This is a genomic window from Massilia sp. Soil_C_3, assembly GCF_057657035.1.
In genome coordinates this window covers 232361-245800 of the sequence record NZ_JBDGJG010000010.1, presented here as the reverse complement: position 1 = coordinate 245800, position 13440 = coordinate 232361, and the positions used below count along the sequence as shown (strand labels likewise).

Below are 13440 nucleotides of genomic sequence, written 5' to 3'. Positions count from 1 at the left end.
GAACCGAAGTTCTTGGCACCTTCATCAAACGCCCACACTTATCGACTGTTAATTTTTAAAGAACTTTATTCGGTACTGCATCACCTGCTGTTTGCTTCGAATCGTTTTGTTCGTCAGCAGCAGAGGAATGAGATTATGCTCGTCCTGCTGAGCTTCGTCAACACCTTATTTTTCAATTTTGTGACTAAACCGCGTCGTTACGGATGAAGTCGATAAAGGCCCGCAGCGGCGCCGGCACCAACCGCCGGCCCGAGTAGTACAGATAAGGGCCAGAGAACTGCGGCCACCACGGCTGCAGCACCGGCTCCAGCTCCCCACGCTCGACATATGGCTTTAACCAATCCTCGAACAGATAGATAACCCCCAATCCCTGCACGGCGGAGTCGATCGCCAGGTCCAGCGCCCCACCCACCTGCACCAGCAACTGTCCGCCCGGCTCGATGGTCACCGTCTCGCCGCCCCGCTCAAACGCCCAGTGAATCATCGCACCGCTGGCAAAGCGCGCCCGGATGCATGCGCCGGGCGCCAGCTCGCGTGGATGCCCGGGCATTCCATGGCGGGCCAGCCACGCGGGAGACGCCGCGGCCGCCATGCGCTGGGTGCGCGGACCGATCGGCACGGCAATCATGTCCTGCTCCAGCCGCTCCTCGTAGCGGATGCCGGCGTCGCAGCCCGCCGCCAGCACATCGACGAAGCTCTCCTCGGCCACCACCTCCAGGCGGATCTCCGGATATCTGGCAAGAAACGCCGGCACGATGGCCGGCAGCACCAGCCGCGCCGCACTCATCGAGACATTCAGGCGCAAGGTGCCGGTGGGCGTATCGCGAAAACCATTGACCACATCCAGGGCGCTGTCTATTTCGCTCCACACCGGATCCAGGCGCGCCAGCAGGCTGCTGCCCGCCTCCGTCGGCACCACGCTGCGCGTTGTTCGGTTCAGCAGGCGCACGCCCAAGCGGGCTTCAAGGCGCCGGACCGCTTCGCTCAATCCGGAAGCGCTGCCATCGGTCGCGCGTGCCGCTTCCCGGAAGCCGCCGGCGCGTGCAACGGCGACAAAGGCGGACAAATCCCCTAGTTCGATTTTCATTGTTCGTTTTTTCGCACAGCCCGTGTGGATTTCACCCGATTGTCACACAGATCGCTGCGCCTTATCTTGATCGCACCAACCCAACAAGGAGTGACACCATGTCCACCACGATCGATCAAGCCGGCACCCATACACTCGGCGACCGCACAGTCCGCCGCCTCGGCTATGGCGCCATGCAACTGGCCGGGCCGCATGTCTACGGTCCGCCGAAGGACGCCGATGCCGCGCGGGCGGTGCTGCGCGAAGCCGTGGAACTCGGCGTCAATCACATCGACACGTCGGATTACTATGGCCCGCACATCACCAACCAGCTGATCCGCGAAGCGCTCCACCCCTACAGCGACGACCTGGTGATCGTTACCAAGGTCGGCGCACGCCGCGGCGATGACGCCAGCTGGCTGCCCGCCTTCTCGGCACAGGAGCTCGAACAGGCCGTGCACGACAACTTGCGCAACCTGGGCCTGGAGACACTGGACGTGGTTAACCTGCGCGCCATGTTCGATCCATTCAAGCCGGCCGAAGGTTCGCTCGAAGCCCAGCTCGAGGCCCTGGCCAGGCTGCGCCAGCGCGGCCTGATCCGCCACATCGGCCTGAGCAATGTCACGCTCCAACAGGTGAAAAAAGCGCAAAGCATCGTGCCGATCGCCTGCGTCCAGAATATGTACAACCTGGCGCACCGCCATGACGACCCGCTCATCGATGCGCTGGCTGCCGAAGGCATCGCTTACGTGCCGTTTTTCCCGCTCGGCGGCTTCTCGCCCCTGCAGTCGGATGCCCTGTCGGCCGTCGCGGCGCAGCTCGGCGCGACGCCCATGCAGGTGGCGATTGCCTGGCTGCTGCAGCGTTCGCCAAACATCCTCCTGATCCCGGGCACCTCGTCGCTCCTCCACCTGCGCGAAAACCTGGCGGCGGCGCAGCTGGTGCTGCCGGCGGATGTCCTGGCGCGACTGGAAGCAATCGCCACTCCCGCAGCATCGGCGTCGTAAGGTCCTGGCGCTAGGCAAGACCAGAAACAAGGCCAGAAAACAAAAAAGCCCACCAGACATCTGGTGGGCTTTCTCTCTATTGAATAGCCTGACGATAAACTACTTTCACACTGGTTGCAGCACTATCATCGTCGCAATGTCGTTTCACGGTCCTGTTCGGGATGGGAAGGGGTGGTACCGACTTGCTATGGTCATCAGGCATAACTTGCTGGAAAACTGTTCCTCTACTGGGCAACAGGCTTCCTGAATTCCGGCGAGCATTCTAACAAGCAATCCTTCCAAGCGCCAGCGTTATTGGCCGCCACGCCACAAAAACACACCGAAGAGACGCTTCTATATAAAGGCAAGTGCTTGTGATCAAAGTAAAATACCGCCTTTCCCGCCGCCGCCCACCTGCTCCCCGCCATGACCATCCTGCTCTCGACCCTCAATGCCCGCTATACGCACGCCTCGCTCGGCCTGCGCTACCTGCTGGCCAATATGGGCCCGCTGCAAGAGCAGACGAAGATCCAGGAATTCGTCATCGGCGCCAAGACCACCGACCTGGTCGAGCGCATCCTGGCCCACACGCCGCGCATCGTCGGTTTCGGGGTCTATATCTGGAACGTGGAAGAGACCACCCGCCTGGTGGCCATGCTCAAGCGCGTGGCGCCGGATCTGACCATCATCCTGGGCGGCCCGGAAGTCTCGCACGAGACGGGCGAGCAAGAAATCGTCAAGCTGGCCGACTACGTCGTCACCGGCTGGGGCGACGTCACATTCCCCAAGCTGTGCCGCGAAATCCTGGACGGTCCCAAGCCGATCATGAAGGTGCATGCGGGCGTGCAGCCGCCGATGGAAGACATCGCCCTGCCCTACTCTCTATATAGTGAGGAGGACATCGCCCACCGCACCCTATATGTGGAAGCCTCGCGCGGCTGCCCGTTCAAGTGCGAATTCTGCCTGTCCTCGCTGGACAAAACGGCCTGGCCCTTCCCCCTGGATAGCTTCCTGGCCGAGATGGAGACGATGTATCAGAAAGGCGCGCGCCTGTTCAAGTTCGTCGACCGCACCTTCAACCTGAACGTCAAGACCAGCCTGCGCATCATGCAGTTCTTCCTCGATAAGATCGAGGCGGCGCCGAACGACCCGGTCTACGCCCACTTCGAACTGGTGCCCGACCACCTGCCGGAAGCGCTCAAGGAAACGATCGCCAAGTTCCCGGCCGGCGCGCTGCAGTTCGAGATCGGCATCCAGAGCTTCAACCCCGAGGTGCAATCCCTGGTCAGCCGCCGCCAGAACAATGAAAAAGCGGCCGAGAACATCCGCTGGCTGACGCAGCACTCCACCGCCCACCTGCACGTGGACCTGATCGCCGGCCTGCCGGGCGAGGACGTGGCCAGCTTCGCGCGCGGCTTCGACCACCTGGTGAGCCTGGGCGCCGAAGAGATCCAGTTCGGCATCCTCAAGCGCCTGCGCGGCACGCCGATCATCCGCCATACCCAGGAATTCGGCATGGTCTACGATCCCTACCCGCCCTATACCGTGCTGGCGACGAACAAGATCGACTTCGCCACCATGCAGCGCCTGGTGCGTTTTGCCCGCTACTGGGACCTGGTGGCCAACTCGGGCCGCTTCGCCAACACCATCCCGGTGCTGCTGGGCGAGACGCCGTTCGACAATTTCATGGCCTTCTCGGACTGGATCTATGCCCATACCGACGCCACCCACCGCATCGCACTGGACCGCCTGGCCAAGCTGGTGGCCCAGTGGCTGCAGGTGCGCGGCATGGATGCCGGTGAGGCGGCGGCGCTGCTGGCCAGCGACTATGCCGGCAAGGTCGACGCCCCGGCCCGCCCGGCAAAGCAGGCGGATACGCCTAAAGCGGTCGCCCCGGCGCGCCAGGTCCGGCACCTGGCTGCCTGATGGGGCAAGCACGCAAGAGGATCGTGGCTGGCAACACTAACGATTCTCTTTTACACTGGCGCAATGCGGATTGAAAATGCGCCAACATTAACCATTCAACAGTCTGGCCAGGGGCCCGGCCAATCCGTCATTGCCGAGGGGGTCTGGCAAGTCCACGGCCTGTCGCAGCGCGGCGTCCTCAAGGGCATCACGCGCCAGCTGGCGGGCCTGAAGGACAAGGGCGCCTGCGAATGGGACCTGTCGGGCGTCGAAAGCCTCGACCACATCGGCGCCCAGATGTTCTGGAATACCTGGAACAAGGAGCGTCCCAAGCGCCTCAGGCTCGACCCGCGCCAGGAAGACCTGTTCAAGCGCATCGAAGAGGCCAGCCACATCAAGCTGCCGCGCCACCGCACCAGTCCCTTCGACTGGGTAATCAAGCTGGGCGCCGGCATCCTGAATTTCTTCGAGCACCTGCGCAGCTTCATTGGCCTGATCGGGATCGTGATCCAGGACCTGGGCCGCTTCCTGCGCCGTCCGCAAAGCGGGCCGTGGCGCGAGATCTCGGCCAATATCTACCATTCCGGCTTCCAGGCGCTGGGCATCACGGCCATCGTCGGCTTTTTGATCGGGATCGTGCTGTCCTACCTGTCATCGCAGCAGCTGCGCATGTTCGGCGGCGACGCCTACCTGGTCAACATCCTGGGCATGGCGGTGATCCGCGAATTGGGCCCGCTGCTGGCCGCGATCCTGGTCGCCGGCCGCTCCGGTTCCTCGATCACCGCCCAACTGGGCGTGATGCGGGTGACCGAAGAACTCGACGCCATGCTGGTCATGGGCGTCTCGCACGGCTACCGCCTGATCATGCCCAAGGTGATCGCGCTGGCGATCTCGATGCCGCTGCTGGTGGTCTGGACCGACGCCATGGCCCTGCTGGGCGGCATGGTCTCGGCCAAGATCGAGATGGGCATGTCGTTCCGCTACTTCCTGCAAAAGCTGCCGGACGCGGTGCCGTTCGTGAACTACACCATCGGCCTGCTCAAAGGCGCGACCTTCGGCGTGCTGATCGCCCTGATCGCCTGCCATTACGGCCTGCGCATCAAGCCCAATACCGAGAGCCTGGGCCGCGGCACCACCACCTCGGTGGTCACCGCGATCACGGTGGTGATCCTGGCCGACGCGGTGTACGCCATTATCTTCAGCGGGACGGGTTTCTAGATGCCGGATTCCAAACAACCCCGCAAGCAAGAGCTGAACCTGCGTCCCGACGAGGAAGTCGGCGCGCCGGTGGTCCAGATCCGCAACCTGTGGACCAAATTCGGCCGCACGGTGGTGCACCAGGACCTGAACCTCGAGATCTACAGCGGCGAAATCCTCACCATCGTCGGCGGCTCGGGCACCGGCAAGACCGTGCTGCTGCGCCAGATGCTGGGCCTCGAGCGGCCATCGCAGGGCAGCGTGCACGTGTTCGGCGAGGACATCAGCGCGGCCTCGCCCGAACAGCTGCAGCGCATGCGCAACCACTGGGGCATGCTGTTCCAGCAGGGCGCACTGTACTCGGCGCTGAGCGTGTTCGACAACATCGCGCTGCCGATGCGCGAATTGCGCTCGCTGCCCGAGGACGTGATCCGCGACGCGGTGCTGCTCAAGATGAATATGGTGGGCCTGGGCCCCGAGCACGCCAACAAGATGCCGGCCGACCTGTCGGGCGGGATGGTCAAGCGCGCCGCGCTGGCGCGTGCGCTGGCCCTCGAGCCGCAGCTGCTGTTCCTGGACGAGCCGACCGCCGGGCTCGACCCCGACCTGTCGGACGCCTTCGTCACCCTGATCCAGACCCTGCACCGCGAACTGAAGCTCACGGTGGTGATGGTCACGCACGACCTGGACACCCTGTTCGCGCTGTCTTCGCGCATCGCGGTGCTGGCCGAGAAGCACGTGCTGGCGGTGGGACCGTCGTGCGACGTGCTGCAGGTCGAGCATCCCTTCATTACACACTTTTTCCTGGGCCCGCGCGGCCAGCGGGCGCTCGAAGTGCTCGACGAGCGCCACGCCCAGCATGAATCGGAGAATCGATAGTTATGGAAAACAGGTCACATGCCCTGATGACCGGCATCTTCACGATCGCCCTGCTGGTGGCGACCGTCCTGATCGGCCTCTGGCTCAACCGCGACAAGACCGAGCTGGTGCCCTACGAGATCGTCACCACCCAGTCGATCCCCGGCCTGAACCCGCAAGCCACGGTGCGCTATCGCGGCCTGGAGATCGGCCGCGTCGATGAGATCATCTTCGACCCGCGCGTCACCGGCCAGATCCTGATCCGCCTGTCGGTCGATGCCGCCTCGCCGATCACCAGCACCACCTTCGCCACCCTCGGCTACCAGGGCGTCACGGGCATCGCCTTCATCCAGCTCGACGACGAGCGCACCGGTTCGCCGCGCATGGCAACCGGCAGCGATCGCATCGCCCGCATCCCGCTGCGTCCGGGCCTGCTCGACCAGCTGGAAGACCGTGGCCTGGCGATCCTCGAGAAAGCCGAGAAAGTGACCGCCAGCCTCGACGAACTGCTCAATGACGAGAACCGCGCCAAGATGGTCGGCGCCTTCGAGAGCGTGAACCGCGCGGCCGACGCCTACGCCGCCATTCCACAGCGCCTCGACCCGGTGCTCGACCAGCTGCCCGGCCTTGTTAACAAGGTCAACCGCAGCATGGACTCGGTCGACACCCTGGCCACCAGCGCCACCTCGATGACCCGCAACTACGACCAGCTGGCGACCCGCCTGCAGGCGCCGGACGGCCCGATCGAGCGCCTGAACACCACCATCGGCGCGCTGGGCGCCGCCACCAGCCACCTGGAACTGGAGACGCTGCCGCACGTGGTGCAGATGACCGACGAGGCGCGCGCCTCGCTGCGCGCGGTGCGGCGCACCGCCAACTCGTTCTCCGACCGCCCGCAAAGCATCCTGTTCGGCACCCCGGGCGACGCGCCCGGCCCCGGCGAGCCGGGCTTCGTGCCACCGACCAAATGAGGACTACCGTGAATCGTCAATCCTTGCGCATCCCTGCCGTCATCGCCCTTGCCTGTTCCCTGTTCCTGGCCGGCTGCGCCAGCAAGGAGCGCACGTCGAATACCGTCTACGACTTCGGCGCGCCGTCGCTGCGGCCTTTCACCCCGGCCACGCCACCCGCCTCTCCGCTCGCCATCGTAGTGATGGACGTCACCGGCCCAGGTGGCCTCGACACCGAGCGCATGTTCTACCGCCTGGACTATGCCGACGCCCAGCAGGCGCGAACCTATGCCACCAGCCGCTGGAGCGCCACACCGGTGAACCTGTTCACCACCCGCATCAAGACACGCCTGTCGCAGGCGCACATGAAGGTACTGTCGGCCACCGACGCCGCGACCGGCGTGCCGATCCTGCGCATCGAACTCGATGACTTCGTGCATGCGTTCCCAAGCGCGGACCGGAGCGAAGGCCGGATCATGCTGCGCGCCTCCGTATTTACCGAACACCGCCTGGTCGACCAGCGCAGCTTCGAGCGCAGCACGCCGGCATCGAGCCATGACGCAGCCGGCGGCGCGGCAGCGCTGGCGGCCAGCACTGACCAGCTGGCGGACGACATCGGCGGCTGGCTGGCCACCCTCAACCTGCAAGGCAAATGACCGAAGCGGAAGTCCCTGCCGACGTCGCCGCCGGCCGCTCGCGCGGTTCGCCCATCGTGCGCGCCGCGCTGCTGGCCTATCTGCTGCTGATCGTCTACGCCAGCTGGTTCCCGTTCACCGGCTGGCGCGACAGCGGCATCTCGCCGCTGGCCTTCCTGAACCTGGTCAAGCAGCGCTACTGGACCGGCTTCGACGCCGGCGTCAACATCGCCGGCTACATCCCGTTCGGCATGCTGCTGGTGCTGTCGATGTATCCGCGCGTGCGCGGCGTGTGGGCGGTGCTGCTGGCCACGTTCGCCGGGCTGCTCACCACCGGCACGATGGAGGCGGTGCAGACCTACCTGCCCAGCCGCGTGCCGTCGAACCTCGACTTCGTCACCAATGCCGGCGGCTGCTTCATCGGCGCCATCCTCGGCGCGCTGTGGGCCCCCGGCCTGCTCGACCGCAGCCGCCTGTTCAAGCTGCGCCAGCGCTGGTTCGCGCCGCACGCCAGCCAGGGCCTGGTGCTGGTGGCCATGTGGCCGCTGGCCCAGATCTACCCGCAGAGCTACCTGTTCGGCCACGGCCAGGTGCTGCCGATCCTGTCCGGCTGGATGTCGTCCTGGTTCGACACCGAGATCGACCTGGTGGCCCTGCTGCGTCCCGGTGACGACACCATGAGTGTGGAACAGTACTGGCTGTCGGAGACCATCATCACCGCCTGCGGCATGACCGGCGCTGCCCTCACCCTGATGTGCCTGGTGCGCCGCGGCGCCCCGCGCTTCTGGCTCATGCTGGCCCTGCTGGCGAGCGCGCTCGTGGTGAAGGCTTTCTCCAGCTCCCTGCTGTTCCGGCCCGATAACGCCTTCGTCTGGGTCACGCCGGGCGCCGAAGGGGGCTTTTTGATCGGGCTGATCATGCTGTCCGGCCTGGTGTTCGCGCCGCAGGTGGCGCAGCGACGGCTGGCGGTCGTGACCCTGATCCTGGCGCTGGTGGTAGTCAATACGATCCCGGTGAACCCGTATTTCTCGTCCACCCTGCAGGGCTGGGTGCAAGGCAAGTTCCTCAACTTCAATGGCGCGGCCCAGGGCCTGGCGCTGGCCTGGCCCTTCGTTGCCCTGTGGTTCTTGCTGCTGCCCTCGCATAAACTCAACCGTCAATAAGAGCGCGTATCATGGCGTTTTGGCGCGACGCCATGCCACTCTTTCCAATGAGAACGACATGAACGACCAAGTGAACGACGATCAGTTTTACAAGCACCATGTATTTTTCTGCATGAACATCCGCGAGGGCAAGGACGCGCGCCCGAGCTGCGGCAAGTGCGGTTCCGAAAAAGCCCAGAAGCACGCCAAGAAACGCATCAAGGAACTGGACCTGAGCGGCCAGGGCAAGGTGCGCATCAACCAGGCCGGCTGCCTCGACCGCTGCGAGGAAGGTCCGGTGCTCGTGGTCTACCCCGAAGGCACCTGGTACACCTACGTCGACACCGATGACATCGACGACATCATCGACACCCACCTGGTCGGCGGCAAGGTCGTCGACCGCCTCAAGATCTGATCCGACAAGACGCCTTATGAACATCCATTCGCACAAATTCGAACTCGACGGCCCCGCCGGCAAGATGCAATGCCTGCTCGACCTGCCTGACGGCGCGCCGCGCGGCGTCGCCCTGGTGGCGCACCCGCATCCGCTGTATGGCGGCACCATGGAAAACAAGGTAGCCCAGACCCTGGCGCGCACCTTCGTGACGCTCGGCTATGCGGCGGCGCGCTTCAATTTCCGCGGCGTGGGCGAATCCGAAGGCGTGCACGACGAAGGCCGCGGAGAGGTCGACGACATGGCCGTCATGTATGCGCACATGCGCGAGCAATACCCGGACCTGCCGATCACGCTGACCGGTTTCTCGTTCGGCACCTTCGTGCAGGCGCAATTCGCGCTGCGCCTGGCGGCCGAGGGGCGGCCGGCCGAGCGCCTGGTGCTGGTTGGCACGGCGGCCGGCAAATGGCCGATGCCGGAAGTGCCGCAGGACACCATCCTGATCCACGGCGAACTGGACGATACTATTACCCTGAAGGAAGTTTTCGACTGGGCGCGACCGCTCGACCTGCCTGTCACCGTCATTACAGGCGCCGACCACTTCTTCCATCGCAAGCTCGGCCACATTAAAAATCTCGTGATTCAACTGTGGCGGCGTGACATTTAGTCGTCACACTCCCCTATAATAATTCCCTTCTCTTGAGGCAATGCTTCCTTTGGGACATTGCCTTGCGCTTTAACACCGCCCTACCTTTTTAATGACGAAATTCTCCCCATGAAAAAACTGTTAGCGGCCTTCGCCGCCAGCCTGGTGATGGTCTCGGCCAGTGCGCAGACCATTCCCGCGCCCGCCATTGCCGCCAAATCGTGGTTGCTGCTCGACGCAACAAGCGGCCAGGTTATCGCTTCGCAAGAGCAGAACATGCGCATCGAACCGGCATCGCTGACCAAGGTCATGACGGCCTATGTCGCCTTTGCCGCGATCCGCGACAAGCGCATCACGCTGAACCAGATGGTGAACGTGTCCGAGCGCGCCTGGAAGGTCGACTCGAGCAGCTCGAAGATGTTCATCGATCCGAAAGTGCCGGTCTCGATCGACGACCTGTTGCACGGCCTGATGATCCAGTCGGGTAACGACGCCGCCGTGGCCATCGCCGAAGCGGTGGCCGGCGACGAAGCCACCTTCGTCACCCTGATGAACCGCGAAGCGCAGCGCATGGGCCTGAAGGGCACCCGTTTCGCCAACCCGCACGGCCTGCCGGACGCGAACAACTACTCCACCGCGGCCGACCTGGCGCAGCTGGCCGCCCACGTGATCCGCGACTTCCCGGAGCTGTACAAGATCGACTCGATCAAGCAGTTCACCTATAACAAGATCACCCAGCAGAACCGCAACCGCCTGCTGTGGCTGGACCCGACCGTGGACGGCATGAAGACCGGCCACACCACCTCGTCGGGCTACAGCATGATCACCTCGGCGCGCCGCCCGAACGGCAGCACCGGCGAACGCCGCCTGATCTCGGTGGTGCTGGGCACCAGCTCGACCGACGTGCGCACGCAGGAAAGCCAGAAGCTCCTGAACTGGGGCTTCCAGAACTTCGACACCGTCAAGCTGTACTCGAAAGGCCAGGCGATCCAGACCCCGTCGATCTGGAAGGGCGCCCAGTCGACCGTCAAGATCGGCTTCACGCGCGACATCCTGGTCACCGTGCCGAAAGGCGTGGCGGGCAAGCTCAAGCCGGTGCTGGAACGCCGCGATCCGCTGGTCGCGCCGCTGGCGCTGAACGGCCAGGTCGGCACCCTCAAGATGACCGTCGACGGCAAGCCGCTGCTGGTGCTGCCGGTGGTGGCGCTGGAAGAAGTGCAGGAAGCGAGCATTTTTGGTCGCGCCTGGGATTCGATGCGTCTCTGGATGCAGTAATCTCCCGCGCTTGATCTCAGAAAGCCCGTCCGCGCTTCACGCCGGACGGGCTTTTTTCATGCGTTGCGGCTGACGCGGTGCAGGCTTCGGGCCGCTATAATCATGCAATCCAGTCATCACGAAAGAACCACGATGCCGCAAGCGCCCGCCGAACTTCTCTTCCCCCGCATTCCAACGCGCGAGGGCGGCCTCGAAATGTCGCGCATCGTGGCCGGCATGTGGCGCATGATCGAATGGGATATGCCGGTCGCGGCGCGCGTCGACTTCATCGAACAGTGCCTGGCGCTGGGCGTGACGACCTTCGACCACGCCGACATCTATGGCAACTATGGTGTCGAGGAGCTGTTCGGCGAAGCCCTGCGCGCGCAACCGTCGCTGCGCGACCGCATGGAACTGGTGAGCAAGTGCGGCATCAAGCTCTTGTCGAACAAGCACCCGGGCCACACCATCCAGCATTACGACACCAGCGCCAGCCACATCATGCGCTCGGCCGAGGAATCGCTGCGCAAGCTGGGCACCGACCGCCTCGACCTGCTGCTGATCCACCGTCCCGATCCGCTGATGGAATTCGACGAGATCGCCGCCGCCTTCACGCGCCTGAAGCAGGACGGCAAGGTCCTGCACTTCGGCGTGTCGAACTTCACGCGCCACCAGTTCGAGTCGCTGAACCGCCGCATACCGCTGGCCACCAACCAGGTCGAGTTCTCTCCGCTGCACACCGCGCCGATGTTCGACGAGACCTTCGACGGCCTGCAAGACCTGGGCGTCGCGCCGATGATCTGGTCGCCGCTGGGCGGCGGCCGCCTGTTCGGCGCGCAGGATGATCACGGCGCCGCGCTGCGCCAGGCCATCCAGGACGTGGCCGAGCGCATGGACAAGCCGTTCTGCAGCGTGGTGTTCGCATGGATCATGCGCCTGCCCTGCCGGCCGATCCCGCTCACCGGCAGCGGACGCATCGCGGCGATCCGCGAGGCGGTGCTGGGCGCCAGCTTCGAGCTCGAACGCGAGGACTGGTTCCGCATCCTGCGCGCCGCGCGCGGACACGAGGTGGCCTGAGATGGTCGAGGGCCCGCTCCGGATTGTCGAGGGCAAGGCCCTCAGCGCGCAGCAAAAGAAGGACTTGCTGAACCGGCTGGCCCGGATCGAGGGCCAGCTGCGCGGCGTGCAGAAACTGATCGCGCTGGCCGACTCGCCGTCGGATTGCGACGCGGTGGCTCAGCAGATGGCGGCGGCGCGCAAGGCGCTCGACCGCTCCTTCGTGCAATTGCTGACCTCATCGATCCTGACCCAGACCGGCGACGCCACCGACCTCGAAGACGCGCGCTCCCGCGCCGCCCACCTGGCGGCGATGCTCGACAAGTTCGCGTGAATAACGGCCGTAAAAACGTCGTTCCCGCGAAGGCGGGAACCTAAGTCATTTGCACACTAACAGCATCAAACGTAGCTGTTCTGCACGCACACTTGGGTTCCCGCCTCCGCGGGAACGACGGTACTGTATCAGTCCTCGAACACCTTCGGCGGCGCCACGCCGCGCCAGCCCAGCTTCCAGCCGATGTTGAGCAGCAGGGTCACGCACACGTAGATCAGGAAGAACAGCACGAAGAAGCGCTCCTGCAGCAGCGCCAGCAGCACCAGGCACACGCCCACCAGCGCCAGCATCACCTTGCCTTTCGGGTGCTTGGAGCTGGGGAAGCGGATGGTCGACACCATCAGCGCGCCGACGCAGACCATCAGCGCGCACACCATGAAAGCCGGCGCCAGGGAGACGACGGGATCGGGCCAGGCCACCACCACCGAGGCCACGCAGGCCGCGCCGGCGGTGATCGGCATGCCGACGAAATAGCGCGGGTCGGTGCGGCCATGGCTGATGTTGAAGCGCGCCAGGCGCAGCGCGCCGCAGGTGACGAACACGAAACAGGCCAGGCCGCCCATGCGTTCGAGGGTCGGGTGCACGTCGCCCAGCTGGGTAAAGCCGTAACAGTACAGCAGCAGGCCGGGCGCGCAGCCGAAGTTCATCACGTCGGCGATCGAATCGAGCTGCACGCCGAAGCTGGACTGGGTATTGGTGGCGCGCGCCACGAAACCGTCGAGCGCGTCGAACACGCCGGCCAGCACCAGCAGGATCGCAGCCAGGCGGAAGTCGTCCGGGTCGCCGACGCGTGCGTTGTCGACCGAGATCACGATGCTGGCAAAACCGCAGGCGATCGACAGCAGCGTCACGGAACTGGGCAGGGCGAACTTGGCGCGCGCGAGGCGTTGCTGGTTAGATAGCTTCAATGGTCGACTCGACAAGGGAAATGTTGGCTTATTCTACAGGGAGCCCTGTAAGGGTGTTGCGCGATGGTTGCAGCGCCGGTCACGATCGTCGTTTTTGGCCTAGAATGAT

15 protein-coding genes and 1 rRNA gene are annotated in these 13440 nt (G+C 64.5%); 13 read left to right on the top strand and 3 right to left on the bottom strand.

All coding sequences use genetic code 11. The features are described 5' to 3' along the window. A partial coding sequence (locus tag AC3A6F_RS21500; protein ID WP_487684692.1) for a hypothetical protein occupies positions 1–207 on the top strand: 207 nt, incomplete at its 5' end. Here AC3A6F_RS21500 and AC3A6F_RS21495 read toward each other — a convergent pair. Beyond that, a complete protein-coding gene (locus tag AC3A6F_RS21495; protein ID WP_487684689.1) occupies positions 185–1087 on the bottom strand; it encodes a LysR family transcriptional regulator in 903 nt (300 codons plus the stop codon). The two genes, AC3A6F_RS21500 and AC3A6F_RS21495, sit on opposite strands and share 23 nt — an antisense overlap. A 98-nt stretch (positions 1088–1185) precedes the next feature. On the opposite strand from AC3A6F_RS21495, the gene AC3A6F_RS21490 reads away from it, so the two are divergent. Next, on the top strand, positions 1186–2073 hold the full coding sequence (locus AC3A6F_RS21490; RefSeq protein ID WP_487684686.1) for an aldo/keto reductase family oxidoreductase: 888 nt from the start codon (positions 1186–1188) through the stop codon (positions 2071–2073). A gap of 86 nt (positions 2074–2159) precedes the next feature. Here the strand turns inward: AC3A6F_RS21490 and rrf are convergent. Further along, a 5S ribosomal RNA gene (gene rrf, locus AC3A6F_RS21485) occupies positions 2160–2272 on the bottom strand. Positions 2273–2478: 206 nt separating this feature from the next. Between rrf and AC3A6F_RS21480 the strand changes: the two genes are divergently transcribed. From AC3A6F_RS21480 to AC3A6F_RS21430, 11 genes are all read left to right on the top strand, one after another. After that, positions 2479–3978: a B12-binding domain-containing radical SAM protein gene (locus AC3A6F_RS21480; protein ID WP_487684683.1), complete on the top strand. Its 1500-nt coding sequence runs from the start codon at positions 2479–2481 to the stop codon at positions 3976–3978. A 63-nt stretch (positions 3979–4041) separates the two neighbouring features. Beyond that, positions 4042–5175 carry an MlaE family ABC transporter permease gene (locus AC3A6F_RS21475; protein WP_487684680.1) on the top strand — a complete coding sequence of 378 codons (1134 nt, stop codon included), beginning with the start codon at positions 4042–4044 and terminating at the stop codon, positions 5173–5175. Continuing rightward, positions 5176–6033: an ABC transporter ATP-binding protein gene (locus tag AC3A6F_RS21470; RefSeq protein ID WP_123068610.1), complete on the top strand. Its 858-nt coding sequence runs from the start codon at positions 5176–5178 to the stop codon at positions 6031–6033. It begins immediately after the preceding gene. Between the two features lie 2 nt (positions 6034–6035). Continuing rightward, positions 6036–6983 (top strand): MlaD family protein, encoded by a 948-nt coding sequence (locus AC3A6F_RS21465; protein ID WP_487684676.1) that lies wholly within the window; start codon positions 6036–6038, stop codon positions 6981–6983. A gap of 8 nt (positions 6984–6991) precedes the next feature. Then, the gene (locus tag AC3A6F_RS21460) at positions 6992–7618 is read left to right on the top strand and encodes an ABC-type transport auxiliary lipoprotein family protein (RefSeq protein WP_487684673.1); all 627 of its coding nucleotides are present in this window, start codon (positions 6992–6994) and stop codon (positions 7616–7618) included. Continuing rightward, a complete protein-coding gene (locus AC3A6F_RS21455; protein WP_487684671.1) occupies positions 7615–8760 on the top strand; it encodes a VanZ family protein in 1146 nt (381 codons plus the stop codon). Before AC3A6F_RS21460 ends, AC3A6F_RS21455 begins: the two co-directional genes overlap by 4 nt. Positions 8761–8818: 58 nt before the next feature. Further along, positions 8819–9154: a (2Fe-2S) ferredoxin domain-containing protein gene (locus AC3A6F_RS21450; protein ID WP_487684668.1), complete on the top strand. Its 336-nt coding sequence runs from the start codon at positions 8819–8821 to the stop codon at positions 9152–9154. A gap of 16 nt (positions 9155–9170) precedes the next feature. After that, positions 9171–9800, top strand: coding sequence for an alpha/beta hydrolase (locus AC3A6F_RS21445; RefSeq protein WP_123068605.1), 630 nt, complete (start codon positions 9171–9173; stop codon positions 9798–9800). 108 nt (positions 9801–9908) lie between these two features. Beyond that, complete coding sequence (locus AC3A6F_RS21440) at positions 9909–11054, top strand: D-alanyl-D-alanine carboxypeptidase family protein (protein ID WP_487684665.1); 1146 nt, start codon at positions 9909–9911, stop codon at positions 11052–11054. Between the two features lie 132 nt (positions 11055–11186). Continuing rightward, complete coding sequence (locus tag AC3A6F_RS21435) at positions 11187–12110, top strand: aldo/keto reductase (protein ID WP_487684662.1); 924 nt, start codon at positions 11187–11189, stop codon at positions 12108–12110. A 1-nt stretch (position 12111) separates the two neighbouring features. Then, positions 12112–12423 carry a metal-sensitive transcriptional regulator gene (locus AC3A6F_RS21430; RefSeq protein ID WP_487684659.1) on the top strand — a complete coding sequence of 104 codons (312 nt, stop codon included), beginning with the start codon at positions 12112–12114 and terminating at the stop codon, positions 12421–12423. A gap of 128 nt (positions 12424–12551) precedes the next feature. Here the strand turns inward: AC3A6F_RS21430 and pssA are convergent, their stop codons facing one another. After that, positions 12552–13331, bottom strand: a complete 780-nt coding sequence (gene pssA, locus AC3A6F_RS21425) for a CDP-diacylglycerol--serine O-phosphatidyltransferase (protein WP_487684656.1) — start codon at positions 13329–13331, stop codon at positions 12552–12554. Between the last annotated feature and the right edge of the window lie 109 nt (positions 13332–13440).